Below are 20,960 nucleotides of genomic sequence, written 5' to 3'. Positions count from 1 at the left end.
TTGTTCCTTCACACAAAGCTTTTGGCATCCGGCTGATTCCTTCTCATCCGGAAAGCAATAAACTGTTCTTCATCGAAAATATTAAAATATATGTTTCTCTCAAGCAGCATCTGAAGTGTCTGACCCGGTTCAATGCCAAATGAATGTGCAGGGTATACCCTGACGGAAGGGTGTATTTGCTGCCGTATTTTTTGCAAACTCTGATACATCGCACCTGGATCCCCTCCGCGTTCGGAGCATATGCCACATCCCTCTGCAAACAGAGTATCTCCTGTAAAAATATGATTTGTTAATGAATAGCATATAGAGCCCGGCGTATGTCCTGGGGTGTTTATACAGGATATTAGTGTATTGCCCATTAAAACGGCATCTCGATCCTTTACAGGCTTCAAATTCTTACAGTGGTACCTAAAAAAATCAATTTCGGCACCCCCCATATAAACCTGAGGATTAAAACGGTCGAGCAATGCCCCCACAAGATGTACATGATCCGTATGGGAATGTGTCAACAGGATGTGTGTGAGTTTGGCCTGCTCAGCTTCCAGGGAATCCAGAATGGCTTCGAGGTCCCAGGAAGGATCAATAACCGCTGCCTCCCGGGTCGTTTCATCAACGACAATATAGCTATAATTAATGAATGCTTCATAACTGGATTTAATAGAAATCACCTTGTATTCACTGGTTGTCATATGAAGTTCTCCTTGTTAAACAAATGAAATGATCATGTACAAACACGCAAAACCAACGATAAGTATAAACGGTGTATCTACAGTATGGGGTGAGAATGCCTCAGCTAGAGTTACAGCTATAGGAAGAACCAGCAGTGCAACAACTAATTGTGGAACTGTAAAACTGCTTGCAAACACCAAAAGGATCAATACTGCGGATAAGAACACACATAAACTGCCTTCGATACTTCTCGTAAACTTTTTCTTCGAAAATAAGGCATGAACACGATATTTATGTTTTCCAAAGCGAATACCGATCGGTTCGGCTAGCCCGTCTCCTAGTCCATTGATGATAACGGGAATAAAGGCCAGCGTACCATAACCTATGCTTTGAAAATACAGAAAGCAGGGTGCCAGAACGACGTAGCCGGCAATTAATTGCGTATTCATCCACAGCAAAGTATGAGGACGATCTTCCGGACGATCAAAAGAAGCAAACATGCGTTGAACCAATACACTTTTCTCGCGAATTGGCTTAATATAAATGAGCATAATAACGCAGTTCATCAGCATTCCGACGATAAAAATGGGCCCGGTATATCCTGTACTGGAACTCACGATCAATTCAATAGCCATTGGTGTAATAAAAGACATGAAATGAACAATTTTACGAGCGTAATTCACACGCAACTGATATTTGAGTACAATCGTACCGATCAAAAATTGGATTCCATACAGTATGACAAACATGATGCTTTGCTTTATGATGAATGGTGTCATATTTTGCGCTCCCACCCCAGTAGATGAATCTCCCTTGATAACTACCTATTTCCAAAAAAAAAGCAAAAGGGAATCTTTCCTTTTCAATGTGAGTTGATAAAAACACTGATCATGGATAAGACTCCCGGCGACGGTTAATTTATTCACATGTAATAGATAATAAGAATGCTCTAGTTTAGCAAAAAGATCCAAAAAGCGGCTGCCAATACAAAACGATAGATTGCAAAAGGAATCAGTTTAATCCGGTTAATCAACTTCAGGAAAAATTTAACTGCAATCATGGCTACAATAAAAGCAGTCACAAACCCCGTAATAAATAAGGGAAGATCATCAACCGACAGATAATCCCAGCTCTCGTATAAATCCTTCAGTGAAGCTCCGAACATAATAGGAAGTGCCATTATAAACGTAAATTCCGAGGCTGTTTTGTGACTCATGCCTGCTAGCAAACCTCCCGATAGCGTAGCACCCATTCTCGAAAAACCGGGAACAAGTGCAAAGCACTGGAACAGACCTACGATTAAAGCCTGCCGGTACGTGACTTGATCCAATGTTTCTGCAGCCGGCTTTTTTGGTTTAAATATTTCGGCTGCAATCATCAGAATCCCGCCAAGGATTAACGTTACAACAACCGTTTGAGCACTGAACAAAACCTCTTTTATGTAATCGTAAAAAAATACGCCCCCAACACCAAAAGGGATAACACCAATAATGATATGAATAAGTGTTAATTTTTCCGTAGACTTTGTCGCTTTCCGATCTTCTCCAACATGGATACCGAGGATGCTGAGAATTCGTTTCCAGAACAGAAAAGCCACAGCCAGGATTGAACCGAGTTGGATTACAATCTCAAATGTCGAAGCACGCACAGTACCCTCGAAACCTAGCAAATGTCCCACCAAAATCAAATGACCTGTAGATGACACTGGGGCGAACTCCGTAAGTCCTTCCACTATACCTAGTATAAGCCCGATAATAATATCCACTAATTTTCCTCCAGATCCAATGAATTAAATTTATCGTGGTATGAATTCACAAAAATCGTTATATTTTGATAAACATTTACACTAGATTCGCTCCTCCCCAAAACTCTTAAACAAAATGGTAATGGATGCATCAAATTTTGTCAATAAATCCAATGAATAAATTTTATTTGTTTTTATTCCATAAATCTACCTCATCATGTTCAAACTGGACTTGACCTGAAAACCCCTTATAGAATAAATATGTCAACCCCTTACCTTATATACTAAAACCTGTTGAGTGATGAGAATTGTTCTTTGATCACTCGTTTCCACTCTCACGAAAACACCCTATAAAGTAGACGACGTGTCTGCTCCATAGGGTGAAATAGCGTAGTTGTGATGTCGCCTCAAGTCACTGTGACTTGGCGTGTTTTCTGGACTTGTTATGTTGCACAGACTTGATCTTTTTCACCTCAATCGTAGCAGGCTCCTGCGGATGTTCCACCGGGTACATTTTGCGGAACAATAATGTCTGTAGTACAAGGAATGCCCCCCCAACTGTCCAGTAGAGCGGCATCGCTGCCGGAGCTGTAAGAGAAAAGAATGCCATCATCACTGGGGAGAGATAACCCATAATAGCGAACTGTTTTCGCTGCTCAGGCGCCATATTGGCTTGTGATACCTTGGCTTGAATCAGATATATGACCGCGACCACCACTGCGAGTACGTAGTCCGGCGCTCCCAGTTTGAACCACAGGAACGAGTGGGAGGATAACTCCGGTGTAAGTCGGATGGCTGTGTAAATACCTGAAAGTATAGGCAATTGAATGAGCATCGGCAAGCAACCAATGTTCAGTGGATTGAACTTATGTTTCTTGTACAGCTCCATCGTTTCCTGAGACAGCTTTTGCTTATCAACAGGGTCATCTTTGCCTTCATATTTTTTCTTGAGCGCATCCATCTCGGGTTTCATGGCGTTCATAATGACTCGTGTTCCCTGCTGGGACTTGGCTTGACGCATCATCAAGGGTAACAGCGCTAAACGAATGACCAGCGTAATCACGATAATCGCGACCCCGTAGCTTCCGTTAAATATGGTGGCAATGTGCTGAATCAGGTACGACAGTGGAAATACGATATAGTGATTAAAAAATCCCGGTGTCGATGAAGTAATCTCCGACACGTTGTTGCTGCATCCGGCAAGCAGCATGACTGCAAACAAAATGGCAATCAGGCCATAGATCCGTCCCTTGCCCGAAGTAAAAGTGAATCCCTTGTTGGTCTTATGTTCCATATATATCCTCCTCGTTGATTTGTAGACCAATCGTTCAACGAGGAATGACAATCTGAATCATCTTCATCGGGCGCTTCTCTTCGTCTGATCATGCGGCTCCAGACTTCCTGTCTGTGTTGTCTGTCCAAACTCAAAGCGGGAAGTACTGGTTCAAGTCCACCACCGGCGCTACCTTCCATCCAATACTCTGTCATGCCACAGTGAAGATGGGCGATATAGGCATAACTGACGGTGAAGATGAGTCCAATCGAGAATAAATACGGTAATAGTTCCTGAAGTTCAAACAAGGGATTCACCCCCTTTATAGGTTAGTTTTTATATTATAACACTTACATATTGTTTTTGCATAAATCCGTACGTGAAAACAACTACTATTCAGCTATTCCGTTCTCAATTTGGACAACTCTAGCTCAGCTCGGTGTCTTGCCACGTTATAAGAAGGCCAGGAACAATCTGATGTATCCATATCCAGATATGCTTGACGTTCCAGCATTTCCCTCTTGAGATCCGGAAACTCCTCCAGAGCAAACTCACGAAGTAACGGAACTGCATCTGCTGACAGACTCGCCAGATAGGTTGCATCAATATTGCCAGTCTGATGATAACGTTCAATATTCAGCTCGGCAATCCGTTTATCCATGCCCACATAGTTGACTGCAACATAAGCTGTGAGCGCCAGCACAATATACCAGCGAATCAGCGGTATTGATGTGTACCGTATACGAAGGCCGGCAATCAGCAACAGGAGTGCGAGGAAGATCATGAATGCGTGTACCAGGAAGCGGATGTACGTATATCCATATGCCTGCTCATACAGATTCAGGCGCATAAACGCGGAATACAACATAATTGCTGAACAACTGACCAGAATCAGGAGAAGTACCTGATGCACGATGGAACCCGCTTTGCCACTCGAACGGGTATACTGCAAAGCAACAATAAGAATAAAGAAGTTAATACCTGTGACGAGAATTAACTCTGCGAATCCACTTCTCGCATAATCTGCGTAAGACAGATCTACCGGAAGATGCCCCTCTCCTGCACCAAACAGATACGAAAACTGTACAAGAACAAACAAAACGTACACACAGTTAATGACAATCAGCATCGTCCCCACAATGATGGGGTCCAAACTGAATGGTTCCCTATGAACCGGAGTGCGTTCGGGCTCGGATGTAATCTTATTGGTAACCTGACCTTCAGTGGCCGGGTCCACAGGAGAGAATATATAGGTGTGATCACGCTTATCAACCGTGGATGCTGCTCCATTTTTCCAATGTGCGTTCGCTCTCTTCTCTGCCTCATATTGCATTGGCTGTACAAATCCCCATACATAACCGAACAGCAATACACCTGCGATGACAATCCAGATGATTCTCGGTATCCCTGGAGTAAAAGCCAATTGATTCAGCCACTCCGGAAAACCGGCTAAATACTGATCAAAGACCCCGTCAGCAGAGGACAGTAATGCAACGACTACAATGAGGATAGGCAAGGACGCCACAAGACCAATGAGTACTTTGAAAACAACTGTTTTCTGGGATTTGCCCATGCCACGCCCGCCTGCTCTCACAGCAATAGCAGCAACAGTCCCCCAATGACGTATGGCTTGAGGCAGCAAGTGGTCAATAGCCGTACCAATCAAGCCAATCTCCCACCACTGCTTCCGTTTTCTGCCCATCAGATACGTCATATGTAAGATAACTACGCCAGGTATGACCAGAAAATTAAGAACATACAGCAGTTCATTGTCGTATAACAGGAACGTTATTGACAACAATAGCACTACAGCCGCTACAAAAGCATCAATGAACTTGAAAGACCTCATGCGATCCCGTGCAAACAGATACATGAACACATAAAAGAGAATTACAAAGATAGGATACGATACGCCAATCTCATTACCATAGAATAAATACTGGTGAATGATTGCCAGCATCCAAGCAGACAGTAGCGTGATTAGAGCGCGTTGCGGTGAAGCCATTATTTTATCAATCATGGGAAAAACCTCCATTAACCTTTCTATGCTATATTCTAGATGATAAAATAGGAATATAAATAGAAATTAAAATCGACAAAACTTCTTATTTTAGAGGAATACGTCAAAGTTCACCTCCAGGAGGGAATCAACACTTGAAACTACATCAGCAATATCTGCTGTTGCATCGTCATTACGGTCACCATACAGAACATGAACTTACACTCGCCGATCTCGCTGAGTTGCTAAATTGTACACACCGCAATACGTTAACGATTGTCAAAAAGATGGTTGCCCATGATTGGATTCGTTGGGTTTCCCAGCGTGGCCGGGGTCGGCGTTCTTCACTGACTTTGCTTGTTCCGGCTGATCAAATCGCCGCAGAATATATGATGCAGGCCATGAATCGCCGGGAGTTACAGGAAGCTGCCGAGCAGGTGAGCGCATTCTCCAGTTCAACAATCATGCAGGATCATCTAAACCAGTGGTTGCTTGGATATTCAGGACATCATACGGAAGCCGGCACCAATAATGAGCAGATTGATGCGCTTCGGTTGCCCCTCCGCCAACAGCTTCATGCGCTTGATCCGCTGTACATTAATCTATTAGCTGAATCCTTTGTTACCAGCCATGTCTTTGATGGGTTGGTCCAGCGGGGCGAACAGGGAGAGATTCTTCCCTGTCTCGCTCATACCTGGGATGTCAGTGCAGACCGAAAGACCTGGATCTTTTATTTGCGAAAAGGTATTACATTTCACGATGGTCAGTTGTTGACGGCCCATGATATAGTGCATACGTTTGAACGACTGCAATCTACAGATCGCCGGACACTGTACCGTGATGTAAGTAAACAGATTCTATCTATTGAAGCGGTCGATTCCTTAACCGTGTGTTTCCAGCTTAAAAATCCTCATGAATTGTTTTTGTCCTTCCTGACAACAAGTCGTGCGGCGATTGTACCCTCACCAGGAACAAACGAACATAAGATGAAGCATTCGAGTGATGTGCATGGGATGCAAAAACCTGTTGGGACGGGACCGTTCAAGGTCACCGCCTGGGATGATCACTTGTGCAGACTTGAAGCCTTTTCATCGTATTTTCAGGGTAGAGCCCATATGGACCGGGTAGATATCCTGCAAATTCCGTGGAGTGCCTCGGCAAAAATGGATGATAGCCAAGATATCGAAACTCCGTTCTTTCATCTTGTTCATAATCCGTCTTCGTCTGCGGGTGCAGACTGGACACAGATTAGTGCAGGGGTGATGGTTCATAAATTACTCACGTGTAATACGCAAAAAACCGGACCGTTAAACGATCCGGAAGTAAGAGCACACCTTGAGTCATGCCTTGCTGGAATGTATAGAGATGACGGACGTGGAGATACCTCTGAGGTCGTGGAGACTGATTTTAGTGCCGTGAATACCAAGAAAGTCCAAGTCCACTCGGAGGGATTTAGCGATATATCGATGAGTTTCGTATCCTCCAGTCCCATCTCCTTGCACATTGCAACCATTCCACAATATCGCAGGGATGCTCAACATCTGGCGTCCATACTGGAGCAGTGCGGTTTTTCCTGTACCGTCCATACTGCTACGATGGAGCAGTTCAAAGGAAATCTCCGGCTGGAGTCTGATCTGATTCTCTTCTCACTTATTCGGGACAGGGACGAAGAACTGCGAAGATATGATCTCTACTCCACGTTGTCTGAGCATCTGGAAGATTCTGCTCGTATAACGATCCATGAGATCTTGCAAACCATCGTCGCCTCTCCCATCGCAGCAGATCGAACTTTCGAATTAGATCGCATTGAGCAATTTTTGGTTGATCAAAATTTACTATTCCATTTATCCGAAAAACCGGTAGAAACCGCTTATCTGCCTTCGGTACGTGGTCTATCTTTCAACAGCCAGGGCTGGGCGAATCTGCGTCATATCTGGTTTCCTTCGCAGGTGATGAAGTGAGATTGTTATGGATTGTGCTAAAATAAATGATACTAACTTACATCTTACACGCACTTGCACCATACTAAGGAGGCATTACATTCATGAGCAAACTAATTTTCTTTCTCGGTGGGGCCGGAAGTGGCAAGACCACACTAGCCAAAGCCCTTTCCCGTAAACATAAAGCTGCTTTCTTCGATATGGATATTCTGCTTCGTCCCGCGGCTGAGGCGATCATGACCCTTCAGGGACTTGATCCATCCGACCGAGATTCGCCTGAATACAAAAGGTTATGCCGTGATCTTGGGTACCGCATCACGATGGACGCTGCTCTGGATAACGTTCAGTTGGGTATCGATACGATCGTTGTGGGGCCATTTACCAAGGAAATCGGTACCCCGGATTGGATCGAGCAGGAACTTGCACGAATTGGACATACCCTGGATGATACGGATGTGCGTGTTGCCTATATTTATCTAGAGAATGAAGTGTTGTATCACAAGCGGATCACAGCAAGACAATCCCCACTAGATGAATGGAAGTTAGCCAATTGGGATACCTTCACAGCTTCTCTCGTCCGTAAAGAAATAGCCTGGCCCCTCCCTTCTGCATCCGTCGCTTATATTGATAATTCCAGTGATGATCCTGCGATTGCCTATTCTGAACTTGAACGACGGATGTACGAATAGTTTTATAAAATCTACTTCCCAATTACTTTGCACTATGTCGCTTTGCATAGAAAATAAAAGACGAAACAAAAAGAGGTATTTGTCGAGGTCCCTGTTGGGTCCATCATGACAAATACCTCTTTTCATATATTCAAGATCATTCAAAACTCACTCTTCATACTCCATAATTGCGGGATCACGCAAAAAGGTTTGCGGAAGTCCTGCCGTAATAAGCGCGTACTACGGAATCGCCATCACATTTGAACTGATAGATTATAGATGTACTTAGATGTAAGAGAACGAACATATCTCAACTCAAAGGAGAATTTCATGAAATCTCACGTAGCAACATGTCCAACTCGACAACAACAAGAACAGAACTACAAATCAAATCACAGGTGGAAACGTGCCATAGCCAACATCCTCCTGGTTGCATCTCTGAGTTTTACCACAATAACCAGTGTATCCGCAGAGAGCAGACCCCCTCTTCCTCAGGTAAGCCCTCAGGAAACTGAATCGTTCATCAATCAATTCTTCGCCCAGCCTGAAGTGAAGTCTGCTCTGAAAGGTGCGGTAGTCACCGTTGTTCACGATCAACAGATCGTGTTGAATAAAGGATATGGTTATGCCAATGTGGCAAAACAAATCCCCGTCGACGCCGACTCCACTCTATTCCGTGTAGCCTCCATCTCCAAAACGCTGACAGCAACCGCCATTATGCAATTGGCCGAGCAAGGTAACGTAAAGCTTGATCAGGATATCAGCGCATACACAGACGCTTTGCATCTGACCAACCATACCGGAACAGCGTTAACATTGGAACATCTGATGACCCACACCAGCGGGTTTGATTTCACAGATGCAGCAGCTACAGACAGAGAACTTGAAAGTTCTTATCCGCTTAAGCAATTCATCCAAGACAACAAACCGTCCGTTGTTCGCAATCCAGGAGAAGTTTTCCGTTACGACAATTACGGCTATGCACTCTTGGGCTACATCGTTCAGAAACAGTCCAAACTTCCGTTTGAGACTTATGTACAACAACATATATTTAACCCTCTTCATATGTCGGATAGCCATTTTACCCTAAGCAAAGACACGCTGGGAAAACTCGCAACTCCTTATGGCGCTGAAGGACAGGAGCTTCCGCAATACCCCAATATACCGGACAGCTCCCCTGAGGGCGGATTAATTACAACTGGACGGGATATGGCTCACTTTATGCTTGCGCAGCTCAATCAAGGTTCGTACCAGGGTGCACGTATACTCGAACCGTCATCCGTCCAAGCGATGCAAACGTTGGATGTGTCCATACACCCGGATATACCTGGCACAGGTTACGGATTCGAATCCACCTATTCGCAGTATAATCATGGACGGAAAGTCGTGAGTAAAGCAGGCGATCTTGACGGATTCCACTCCAATCTGTGGCTGTTGCCTAACGAGAAGACTGGACTATTTATCGTCTCCAACAGTGATGGACCAGATGTGCGAGAAGCGCTTTTCCAAGTATTTATGGATCATTTTTATCCAAACAACGAGACGCATTATAGTGATTATAGCGTACCCAAGTCTTTACTTCTTACCTACGAGGGACTATATCGAGATATCCGTCTGCCCGCATGGTTGTATGATATTTCAGCAACAGAGAAAGGTCTTCAGGTTATAGATGCTTATGGCACTCACACTTTAACACCCGTTAAGGACACGCTGTTCAAGGATGAGGACGGCAAGCTCGCTGGTTTCAAAAAAAATCAGTCAGGTGAAATCACGTATTTCTATTACAACAAGTCAGATAGCTGGTCCGAGAAATTGCCAGAAGCCAGACCTTATGAAGATGTGCCAGAAGACCATCCCTATGCTCCATACATCTATCGCTTAACACAGATTGGCCTGTATCCACAGGATCATTCCCTATTTGAACCAGAGAAGCCTGTTAGTCGGGGGGAGTTTGTAGCACAGGTTGTGGGCATAAGCGGGATGTCCATTTCAGCTCAATCACCAACATTTAAAGATACCCAATCAAGTCCCTATGCCGCCTACATTCAAACAGCGCTTGAACTGGGTATTGTGCAAGGTAATAGCCATGGATTGTTCCATCCCGAGCAAGCCATAACAAGGCAAGAGGCAGCGGTGATCATATCGAGAACGGCACAACAACTCCTTGGCGCACCTGCCGTAACTGCCAATCTCATCGGTTCACAGGATCGTTGGGCTGAAGAAGGTGTTCAGTTTGTGGTTGCTCTAGGTCTCTACGGTCCGGAAGTATCCGTATCCAGCAGCGGTGCTGTGGATTATAGATCGAAGCAACCTATGCTCAGGCAGGAATCATCAGTTTTGATGTACAAAATGTTAGGCACTCTGCTACATTAACATAGAGTGATGCTCGGCAAGCCATGTCATTGCTACATGGCTTGTTTTACCACTTCATTTTACCAATGATGCATTTTATAAGAACGGATGATTTTACCATGCGGCTAAAACTCTCATTACATAGATTCATGAAAACTAAATTTAATTTCGTGTGGTTTGTAACGATGTTGTGCTTTATGCTGACAGCCACGTATATCCATATCTCTTCATTTTCAAATCCTTATATCGGACTTTCGTTAACGCCAAATGCCTCTAATTCTTGGGCAGTACATGATGTAGATCCGCAAGGTTTAGCTTATACATCCGGAATTAGATCGGGTGACACCGTTAACTCGTTGGCATCCAAAGGAGAAGTCCGGTTACTCCATCAAAAAGGTGTATTCTTAGTGACTGAAGCCTACACCATCGGCGTTGAGAATTCTCACGGTCAGGCATCCGAACATACAATGAAGCCTGGACCACGTGAATGGTTCAACATCGGCTTCTCATCCATTGTAGAATTATTGCTGTTGTTGACCGGAACCTATGCCTTGTTTAGCCAACCCAGTTCACGAGTGATGCGCCTGTTCTACCTCCTTAACCTGTCCATGGCCATATGTATACTGACGATATACACATCCCAGTTGCCTTTATCCAATTATATTCTGGCCTTTTGTGCGGCATGGTTACCTTACTGTCTAACTGCTTTTTATGTGTCTTTTGTGTTCCGTACCCACCTGCATCGTTTCCGGTGGTTACTATTCATCAGCAGAGGTGTTGCCGTTGCCTACTCTACTGGCCTTGCCTTTCTGTACATCAAGCAGTGGATGATGACCGATGTTCAGATCAATCAAGGCATTACTTTAATTAGCACACCTGCTGCACCGTCTGGTCCAACCAATCTGCTAAACTTTATTCTTTGCGCAACCCTTCTGATCTTAATCTGGATGACATGGGTTAATCGTAAAAGCTACAATCGCAAGGAGCAGAACCAGCTATTGCTCATGTTAACAGGAATACTTTTTAGCCTGATTCCCTTCATCATCTGTTTTGCTATTCCAACCCTGCTTCAAGGTGAACCATTATTGCCTGTAGAGTACACATTAATTGGATTTCTGCCTTTATCATGGATGTTCACTTATGTACTTGTACAACGGAGTATGCTTGACTTCAAACTGGTTATGCCAAGATTGATAATTCATGGACTATATGTTTTAATCGTATTTTTACTGTTTTTGGCTGCTTCTCACCTGCATTCGTTAATTCATATCAGCTTACTGTTTGTCTCGTTTTTGCTGATCACTTGGGTGTATCAGTACATAATCACCCGCTCACGCAAGAAAAACAAACTTAACAAAGACTGGTTGGAACACCAGCAACTGCGGTTGACTGTGCGAATGGCTGAGCAGCAAAACATGCGGGACATGATTCACGTGTTTGCCGAGATGTTCCACAAGATGCTGGATATTGAAGGTGTAATTGTCATATGGATTGATGATAAACACAGATATTCTCAGGAAGGCACAGGGATTTTTGCTTCCATTCAGAATATAGATAACCAGGCGTTGGATATTGAAGTTTTACGACAAAAATATGATTTGGCACAGGTTTGGGAGCTCTCAGGTGAACCCACTACGGAGACGATAGGATTTCTGGGCATCGGTCACAAAGAAAATCGCACCCTTTTTTCAGCAGAAGAGCAGGATATCATTGATCAAGGCAGACTGGAAGCGATTCGAATGCTCGTCAATGGCAGACTCTTATCTGATCTGCAGAAGCGCTATGAATACCGTGTAGACCAGACAGCTCTTCATGAACACCAGATACGCCGTCATCGGCAGTTCAATGATATTATGATGGAAGCCCAACAGGCAGAGCGTATGAAAACCTCTTATTTCCTTCATGATCAACTGCTACAAAACCTGATTTTCCTGTCTCGTGATTTGGAGGAATTACACGATACCGGAGAGACGCATAAGGATCAAACGGCTGTTTGGCTGGAGTGCCTGTATGCTTCCCAGAGAGATATACGCCAATTGTGTGATGATCTCTACCCTCATATTATGGATCGAAGTGATCTTGAGGAAGCGTTGCAATGGCTCATCCGTACACTTCAAATGCAAAGTGGCATTAGAATGGAACTAAACTACAACGCCCTCTCTGAAGAGTTGAAGCACGAACCTCTGAAGTCCACCGTCTTTCGGACAATCCGCGAACTTATCATGAATGTGATGAAGCACGCACAGGCGTCGTTCTGCTCCATTCAGGTACATACAAGGGATAATGACTTGATTCTCCAAGTAGAGGATGACGGCTTGGGGTTTAATGTTCATACCACATTTGATACTGCAACAGGGCACTTCGGTTTGATATCCATACAAAGCAGTATTCAACATCTCGGTGGAGAATTCACCATACATTCCAGCCTTGGCAAAGGAACCTCAATCAACATCCGTTTGCCTTTAACCAAAGGAGCAACTGAACAATGAGCGAACCCATTACAGTCGTACTGCTTGATGATCACCCCCTGGTCATGGAAGGTCTCAACAACCGTTTGAATCGTGAACCCGGCATACAGGTAGTAAAGACATTCAGCGATCCATTACTTTTTTTATCCGAAGTAGAGGCGTTGCGACCAGATGTCGTTGTGATGGATATCCGCATGCCCCAGCTTGACGGGTTCGAGGTTGTGAGAAGATTGAAAGATCAATACGGGTTATCCGTCAAAATTATATTGTTATCCGGATACAACTATCACGAATTCCAGTTAAAAGCTTATGATCTGGGCGTCCATGCCTACTTGTCTAAACAAGCAACGTATGGACAGATTATCAACGCCATTCACCAAAGTATGTTGGGTCATGTTCTTATTCCAGAGACCATGTTATCCCCTAATCTGGAGGAATCACTCACAGCAACTGAACGGGAAGTGCTTAACCGCATTGCACTGGAGATGACCAATAAGGAGATTGCGCAGGATCTGGCGATCAGTCAACGTACAGTGGAGTATCATATAACCTCCATTACACAGAAATTTGGTGTGAAATCTCGAATTGGTGCTGTAGTCAAAGGCTATCAGGCAGGGATTCTCGGTGACGTAACACTCCCAGAGAAACGGTAAAAACATATATCACTTTAAAAAGAACAACAAAAGAGCGGCAGAACCCCCTGTAATACAACCTGAGGTTTGTTCTGAACCGCTCTATCTGTTGGTTAACTTTTCTATAAAGTGCATTCATGCTTGATGCGTGTGCTCCCTATCCGCGCTGACGTTCAGCAATACGAGCCGTGATTATTCCATGACTCTCATCAATCTCTTCCGGTGTGCACGCGGCTTTCAGCTCATATACTTTCACCGGAGAACGGTCGATAATATCCAAAAACGAATCAAAAAAGGTCATGTCTTTACTATGGATGTATGGACACCAATGATCTGCCAACCCTACGGTTTCATGAATATGCACGCCAACCACGTGATCAATCAACGCGTTAGCCTCACGTACATTATCGTACAGGCCCATTCGATCCATCATCATACCGTGACCAATATCATACCAGAGACCAAGCGGCGCGCCCTTCATTTGTCCAATAATCGTTCCGGCTTCATGCAAAGTCGGCATCTGATAACAGCGTGAACGGGTTTCAATACCGAAATTCACACCGTATCCCCGCTGTTCCGACAAGTCGCATACCTCTTCCAGACTATCCTGAATCCGGCTCAGATAATGTGCGCTACCATCTTCCCGTATCTCCAGCATCTCTTGCCATAAAGATTGATATGCCGGTGAGTCCGGCCCCTGATCGTGGTATATCTTTTTCAACGCTTCATCTATGTTGTATTCGAACGGAACTTCACCGGGATGTACAACGACAGCCTTGGCACCATAACGATGTGCGTACTCGGCTGAGCGAAGTAACAGCTCAATCGCCCGTTTGCGGCGCGGTTCATCATTGAACCCAAGCAAGACGGAATCCGTCCCGTAATCCGGATCAGCCACATGCGGAAATGTATTATGCACACTGGATACACCGATCTCACCCCGTTCAATCATTGGTTCTATCGTCTGCAGCATCTCTTCCGTAACGTTATAATTCAGTTCAACTTGTTTGAATCCAAGAGACTTGATCTCTTCGATCATGCCTTGTCCGTTCGTATGACGTTTGATATTCCAACATGTTGAGAACGAATATTCCTGTTTGTCCGTATACATCATTGGTTCCTCCTGTCTCTCATTCTATCGCCCATTCATATTCCATTTATCTCTATCTATATAAGTTGAACCAATAAACTTTACACTAGATCACTCCAATTGCAGTACCATCTTCCGATCGCTGTTATCCCCAGATTTTTTGATCCCCTTCTCCAAAGGGAGAAATCGGGTGATAGCTTATGCTTCCGATGCAGCTTTCTTGCAGAAAGCTTTCAGGCGAACGCTCCGCTTCTTCAGATCGGTTCTGCACTCTTCGTTCTCGTGTAAATGTTCAGTTCATCTTATATACCTATTCATCCCTCTAACCGTTGTCTTCACGGAGAGTCAATTCAAATCTCATCTTGTTTGCCGTCTTCCCAGGCACATAACGATAGATGATCTCCGCATGATTCACGTACATTAACACGGATGGTTCAGGTGCTTCAGCCTTCACGGTACACGTAAGTCCAGGGAACTGCCATAACACTGGTGTAATATCCTGCTGACGAAGGGATGGCCCACTGATTTCAAAATAAACATCGATCTCTTCCGCCGTATCCAGCTCCACATCAATGGTTAACGAATCAGGTGTGAGATCCGCATCGAACGTTACTCCGCGCAGATGACTGTTCCACCCCTCGCCCACCTCACGGCGGATCAAGCGAAGATAATAACGCTCCCCCGTCTGTGTCTGCCAGTGGATCGTGGCTGGATGCATCTGTCCATTCGTATTCACACTTCCCGACATGGCCCCGATCATCCGATCCTCACCGATCCAAGCTTTGGCTGTACACAAATTCCGATTGGACGTTGGATCATTGCGCTCACACAGTTCCATGAACCGTTTCTGCACAAGCCGATCTTCTTGATGAGCCTTGAAATACGGCACGGCTTCAGCGGGCACATCCACCCCAAGGAGCGCAATCAGTGGATCATGGCCTGACTCACAGTTGATTCCTGCCAGATATTCATACCCTTCTCCAAGCAAGAGATAGATAAACACGCCGATTGAACTATGCTCTCGCATCTCCATGTCGTACGCCCGAGAGAACGGGCCGGAGAGATTTTCGAGGTTGGCATTGTAATATAGCGCAATGTTATTCCACAGCCCATGTTCAATCCGGTGTCCAATTTCGATCAAACGTTCGGTGAGTCCATACTTTCGATACATGCCAAGCACGGACAGATCCACCCCATAATACGTTGTCGTATTGAACTCCGCGAATGTACCATCGTATTGTTCAAACTCCTTCATCAACCCCTCCGCCTGTTCATCCGAATGCTGAATCCAATCTGTTCGGTTCAAACGATGGCCGTAGTAGTGGGTGATGAAAATATGCATTAACTCAATATTGGTGTTCATCGGGATTACGTCGGATAACCTGCGTTCTATTGATCCTTGAACAGCCAGTTCCATCGCATAATCCATCCGTTTCACGAGTGTCTCCGGCAGTAGATCGGGGAATTCAGCAGTTACAACCACACAGACACAAGCGATAAACTCACGCCAGTTGGGATCATAGCTGATCCAGACTGGTGGCAGAACCTGATTCACTGCCGAATAAAAAAGGTTTTTCAGTTGTTTGGGGTCTGCTGCCTCTGTTAGCAGAGAACCCTCTTCCTGTAGTTTATGGATAAACTGCGCAGACACCTTCTCAAAGGTGCGTTCCAGGAAATAGGCCGTGCCTGGCGCAAAAGATTTCCAAGCGTAGTGACCCGCTGGTGGATGCACATCATTGGGTCGGGTCGCGAAGGTCCCGTGATAGATCTCATCCGGAGCGTCATATTGAACATCGAGCACCTTGTGGAACACTCCTATCGCGCGTTCCACATCACCAGGCTCATTTCGAATCAACAACCCGAGTGCATAATGTGCACTCGCTCGTGTGCTGTGCTGCGATGAATCCTCCTCTTCAAAACTCCGAAGCAGATCCAATTCCTCGTCATAAAAGCTATCCATCATCAACATGGACTGATTTATAAGATACTGCTGCTCTTTCGACATCTTCTCTACCATTCGTTGTGTCATGTCATGGACCTCCCGAGACTGTTAACCTTTTACAGCACCTACCATTACGCCACTGATAAAGTACCGCTGCAACCACGGGTACACAAGCAGGATCGGTAACGTTGAGAATATAACGCTGGCTGCTTTCAGACTCTCAGGCAGTACTTGAACAGCACCAATGCCTTCGTTCTGCATCAATTCTGTAATCTGGTTTTGCTGAATCATCTGATACAACTTCAATTGCAAAGGATATAGCTCAGGCTTCGTAATATACATGAGTGCATCCTGGAAACCATTCCACCGTCCTACCGCGTAGAATAAGCTCAGTGTCGCCATAACCGGTAGGGACAGCGGCAAGATAATGCGCATAAGTGTTCCGAAGTGGCTGCTTCCATCAATGCCTGCTGCTTCTTCCAGACTTTCAGGAATACCTCGGAAGAAGGTAATGAGGATAATCATGTAGAACGGACTAATCAATCCAGGCAGAATAAGTCCCCATGTGCTATCGAGTAAATGTAGATTTTTGATCAGAATGTACTCGGGGATAATGCCGCCACTGAAGAACATCGTCACCACAATGACAAGCATGAACCACTTGCGCCCTTTCAGATTACTCTTCGCCAGTGGATAAGCTGCTGCGATAGTCATCACCATGCTTAGCACCGTACTCAGGACGGTCAGCCAAATGGTATAGATCAGGGAACGAATCATTGATCCATCTGCAAATACTTTGGTGTACGCCTCAAAGGACAACTCTTTGGGGAAAAAGGAAACTTCTCCTGAACCGATCGCCCGGTTTGAACTGAGCGAGATCGCAATAATATGAATGAATGGTGCAAGGCACAGCACCATCGTAATGATAATAAGAATGACGTTTACCGTGTTGAATATTCGATTCGCCGTGTTTTCAGACATCTCACTCACTCCTTACAGATCATATGTGAATCTAATCCACTACATAATGCTCTCATCAGTTAATTTCTTGGACGTGTAATTCGCTCCCAGTATGAAGACAAGTCCAACTAATGCCTGGAACAAACCTACAGCTGTTGCGAGCGTGACCTGACCAGATTGTAAACCGACACGATAGACAAACGTGCTGAGTACATCCGAGTATTCACGTACAGCCACGTTTCCGATAATAAACGGTCGGTCGAAACCGATGGAGATCATGTTGCCGACATTGATGATCAATAAGGTAACAATCGTTGTTTTGATGCCTGGCAAGGAGATATGCCAGATTCTGCGTAACCGACTTGCTCCATCCACTTCAGCCGCTTCGTAGAGTTCCCGGTTAATGCCCGTCAGGGATGCCAGATACAGAATCGTACCCCAGCCTGCACTCTGCCACACACCTACCGCAAGATACGTAAAGAGCCAATAGTTTTTGTCTGAAAGGAAAGGCAATGGATCAAACCCCATGCTCATTAAGATATTGTTAATGAAACCGGATTGCGTACCAAATACCTGAAGTACGATTCCTCCAATAATGACCCACGAAATAAAGTGAGGAATGTACAGTAAGGTCTGTGCCAACTTTTTGAACCAGGCCTTCTTCAGCTCGAATAATAAGATGGCCAGTATAAGCGGCGCCGGGAAGGAAACCAGTAAATCCAGCATGTTTAGCACTAACGTGTTGCGTAATGCCGTGTAGAACCCCTGATTTTGAAAAACTTCTCTGAATGCATCCAAACCAATCCACTCACTACCAGAGATCCCTTGAAAGAAGTTAAAATCCTTGAACGCAATCTGCACGCCATACATTGGCCCATACTTGAAAATAATGAAGTAGATCATGGGCAGTAGGAGCAACGCATATAGCTGCCAGTTTCTGCGGAAATAGATGCTTGTTTTCATAAACCTTCCCCCCATGTCATTCAGGATTCTTCATCAAGGCGATGTTGCCATCGCCCTAATGAAATCCCTGTTCTTTGTTGTCATACACATTTAGATGTGATCTCTACTCTACTTATTTCATCGCTTTGTAAGCTTCTGTACGTTCATCCAGGATTGCTTGACCACCGCTCGCCATGTAGTCCTTCATCATGCTGTCATACGTGGCTTCAAAATCAGCGGGTTTGGAAATGGTAGTTTTGACGAAAAACTCCATGAACTTGTCTTTTAAACCGTTACCGTAACGTGCTTCTGCATCAATCGGTTTGGAGAAACGTACTGGTTGAATGGTGTCCGTGTTAGAGATCGCTACCGACTTGCGCATATCATCCCGATACTTCGACTCTACCTGTACGACATAGGCCTCTTCATTTTTCTTGTCATCCCCAACGTATTTACCGTTCACGATAATGGCAATGTCACCGGAATTATAGATACGGCCTGCAATTTCAGGAGAAGCATCATCTTTGATCAGTGGTACCCCATCCACAAGTTCATAGTTCTCGTTTTCAACACCGAATTGCAGGTCGAACAGGTTGTTGCCCGAAGCCATCCAATCCAGATACTTCATCGCTGCTTCCGCATTTTTGCTCGATTTCGGGATCATGACATACATCGCATTGGGTGCATATGCTGGTTTGGCGAATTTGCCTTCCGAGTTTTTGAATGCATCAATGGGTGTAATCACTGCACCCGATTGATTGGTTTGCAGGTTTTTGTACGTACCAGAGATATAAATCTCCCCTGCATCCTCAGTGTAGAATCCAACTTTCCCGTTAGATACATCTTCCCACAGCTTTTTCTTGTCTTTGTCGAGTCCAAAGTCCTTGCTCATTAATCCTTCATTATAAAGTGTGTTCATATATTTCAGGGCGTCCTTGAAACCAGGCAACAACGTTGGATAGTCATTGGAACCCAGTTGCTGCGTTAATGTATATTTCTGTTCTTCCGTCAGCGGTTCAATGAATGACCAGATCAGTGGTTCATATTGAGCCGAGGCAATCGACATCCCCATCGGAATAAGTCCTGTACCGACTTTACCCGGATCTTTTTCCTTAAAGGCCTTCAGTGTTGTATGCAGCTCCTCAGCTGTCTCAGGGGAAGGCAATCCGAGCGCGTCCAGCCAGTCCTGACGGACATAGGATGCGTACTTGCCAAGTACAAGACGTTTACCTGGAACCGCGAACTGTTGTCCATCGTATTGACCGTAGGCCAGCGTTTCATCTCCCAGGAACTTCTTCAGGTTAGGACCACTTTGATTGATCAGATCCGTAAGTTCGGTCAGACCTCCTTGTTCTGCATACCGGTTGAATGTTCCCGAATCGTAGGTAAAGACGATATCAGGTACTTCAGAGCCACTCGCCATCAGAACATTAAGCTTCTGTACTTCCTCCGAGCGTGGTACCGGAACAAACTGAACGTCGATGTTGTTTGGATCACCAAACTTCTCTTGAATGAAGCGAGTCAGATAACTGTCCGAAATGGTGTAGCCCGCCGGGGTGTTTCCCCGGTCGAAGATTTCTACTTTCAAAGTTGTTTTTTCCCCCGAACCCGACTCTCCTGATGAAGATGTCGATTCGCTTCCTGATGAACATGCAGATAATAATAGAGTGAATGCTGTTACCACTGCGAGGATTGAACTTGCCTTGCCTGCCTTACGTCTTTGAAATAATCTCATTTGACCTTTCCCCTTTCGCACACTCTCTGAATGAATTCACATGATTGCCACTCCACTTTGTTCATCCCATTTTGTTGCACCTGTGAATGTTACTAATCATTACATACGATCTGATATTTAGACAATAAACTATTTTCAAAATGTAAAACTCACGGTTTTTAAGTTAAATACCGCGATATATAAACATAATTCCTGACAATATACAATTTTCACACCTTTAATGTTAACTATAATAACATAAAATGTTGTATTCTATTTGATTTCTCATACCCAATCTGGCATCCCCCAACTTGCAATAATCTTTTTTCCATTAAATATCTGTTCAAAAAATGAAAAAGAGACCACATCTTATGTGATCTCCTTGTTTAGCAACACGAGTAGAACGATTCGACGTATTAATTCCTTGGCGGAAGATTAAACTTCATTTGACCAAACAAAATATCGATGGCATTTCCCGCATGTAAAAAATCTCCTGCAAAGGAAGACAAGGTTAAGGACCTTATTCCCTCATACAGGAGATTTCATGGATATCTCTAGGATTATTCG

The 20,960-nt window shown here is 44.7% G+C and carries 16 protein-coding genes; 5 read left to right on the top strand and 11 right to left on the bottom strand.

Annotated elements, in window-relative coordinates:
- Positions 1 to 8: 8 nt before the first annotated feature.
- The 6 genes from NST33_RS12710 to NST33_RS12685 all read right to left on the bottom strand — a co-directional run bounded on the left by NST33_RS12710 (position 9) and on the right by NST33_RS12685 (position 5,706).
- Positions 9 to 689, bottom strand: a complete 681-nt coding sequence (locus NST33_RS12710; RefSeq protein ID WP_076217160.1) for an MBL fold metallo-hydrolase — start codon at positions 687 to 689, stop codon at positions 9 to 11.
- Between the two features lie 15 nt (positions 690 to 704).
- Positions 705 to 1,448, bottom strand: a complete 744-nt coding sequence (locus tag NST33_RS12705) for a hypothetical protein (RefSeq protein WP_221824842.1) — start codon at positions 1,446 to 1,448, stop codon at positions 705 to 707.
- 170 nt (positions 1,449 to 1,618) lie between these two features.
- Positions 1,619 to 2,455 carry an undecaprenyl-diphosphate phosphatase gene (bacA, locus tag NST33_RS12700; RefSeq protein WP_256704411.1) on the bottom strand — a complete coding sequence of 279 codons (837 nt, stop codon included), beginning with the start codon at positions 2,453 to 2,455 and terminating at the stop codon, positions 1,619 to 1,621.
- Positions 2,456 to 2,825: 370 nt separating this feature from the next.
- Positions 2,826 to 3,707, bottom strand: coding sequence for a membrane protein insertase YidC (gene yidC, locus NST33_RS12695; protein WP_339308069.1), 882 nt, complete (start codon positions 3,705 to 3,707; stop codon positions 2,826 to 2,828).
- Positions 3,644 to 3,994, bottom strand: coding sequence for a hypothetical protein (locus NST33_RS12690; RefSeq protein ID WP_339184529.1), 351 nt, complete (start codon positions 3,992 to 3,994; stop codon positions 3,644 to 3,646). The genes yidC and NST33_RS12690 overlap by 64 nt, the downstream gene beginning before the upstream one ends.
- 92 nt (positions 3,995 to 4,086) lie before the next feature.
- The gene (locus NST33_RS12685) at positions 4,087 to 5,706 is read right to left on the bottom strand and encodes a DUF4173 domain-containing protein (protein WP_339308067.1); all 1,620 of its coding nucleotides are present in this window, start codon (positions 5,704 to 5,706) and stop codon (positions 4,087 to 4,089) included.
- Between the two features lie 134 nt (positions 5,707 to 5,840).
- On the opposite strand from NST33_RS12685, the gene NST33_RS12680 reads away from it, so the two are divergent.
- From NST33_RS12680 to NST33_RS12660, 5 genes are all read left to right on the top strand, one after another.
- Complete coding sequence (locus tag NST33_RS12680) at positions 5,841 to 7,646, top strand: ABC transporter substrate-binding protein (RefSeq protein ID WP_339308065.1); 1,806 nt, start codon at positions 5,841 to 5,843, stop codon at positions 7,644 to 7,646.
- A gap of 83 nt (positions 7,647 to 7,729) precedes the next feature.
- On the top strand, positions 7,730 to 8,314 hold the full coding sequence (locus NST33_RS12675; protein WP_339308063.1) for an AAA family ATPase: 585 nt from the start codon (positions 7,730 to 7,732) through the stop codon (positions 8,312 to 8,314).
- 309 nt (positions 8,315 to 8,623) lie between these two features.
- A complete protein-coding gene (locus tag NST33_RS12670) occupies positions 8,624 to 10,666 on the top strand; it encodes a serine hydrolase (protein WP_339308061.1) in 2,043 nt (680 codons plus the stop codon).
- A 128-nt stretch (positions 10,667 to 10,794) separates the two neighbouring features.
- Positions 10,795 to 13,134, top strand: a complete 2,340-nt coding sequence (locus NST33_RS12665; protein ID WP_339308059.1) for an ATP-binding protein — start codon at positions 10,795 to 10,797, stop codon at positions 13,132 to 13,134.
- A complete protein-coding gene (locus NST33_RS12660; protein WP_339308056.1) occupies positions 13,131 to 13,766 on the top strand; it encodes a response regulator transcription factor in 636 nt (211 codons plus the stop codon). Before NST33_RS12665 ends, NST33_RS12660 begins: the two co-directional genes overlap by 4 nt.
- A gap of 136 nt (positions 13,767 to 13,902) precedes the next feature.
- Here the strand turns inward: NST33_RS12660 and NST33_RS12655 are convergent, their stop codons facing one another.
- The 5 genes from NST33_RS12655 to NST33_RS12635 form a co-directional block, all read right to left on the bottom strand.
- Entirely contained in the window at positions 13,903 to 14,856 is a 954-nt protein-coding gene (locus NST33_RS12655; RefSeq protein WP_339308681.1) for a TIM barrel protein, read from the bottom strand.
- A gap of 301 nt (positions 14,857 to 15,157) precedes the next feature.
- Positions 15,158 to 16,864: a hypothetical protein gene (locus NST33_RS12650; protein ID WP_339308054.1), complete on the bottom strand. Its 1,707-nt coding sequence runs from the start codon at positions 16,862 to 16,864 to the stop codon at positions 15,158 to 15,160.
- 21 nt (positions 16,865 to 16,885) lie between these two features.
- Entirely contained in the window at positions 16,886 to 17,758 is an 873-nt protein-coding gene (locus tag NST33_RS12645) for a carbohydrate ABC transporter permease (protein WP_076249554.1), read from the bottom strand.
- A gap of 39 nt (positions 17,759 to 17,797) precedes the next feature.
- Complete coding sequence (locus NST33_RS12640; protein WP_062834078.1) at positions 17,798 to 18,700, bottom strand: ABC transporter permease subunit; 903 nt, start codon at positions 18,698 to 18,700, stop codon at positions 17,798 to 17,800.
- A gap of 112 nt (positions 18,701 to 18,812) precedes the next feature.
- Positions 18,813 to 20,414 (bottom strand): extracellular solute-binding protein, encoded by a 1,602-nt coding sequence (locus NST33_RS12635; RefSeq protein WP_339308052.1) that lies wholly within the window; start codon positions 20,412 to 20,414, stop codon positions 18,813 to 18,815.
- Positions 20,415 to 20,960: the final 546 nt, after the last annotated feature.

Origin of the sequence: Paenibacillus sp. FSL L8-0435 (genome assembly GCF_037965655.1) — a bacterium.
Lineage (GTDB): Bacteria > Bacillota > Bacilli > Paenibacillales > Paenibacillaceae > Paenibacillus.
Note: the sequence above shows the minus strand (reverse complement) of the source record. Positions and strands in the feature narration are given on the sequence as shown.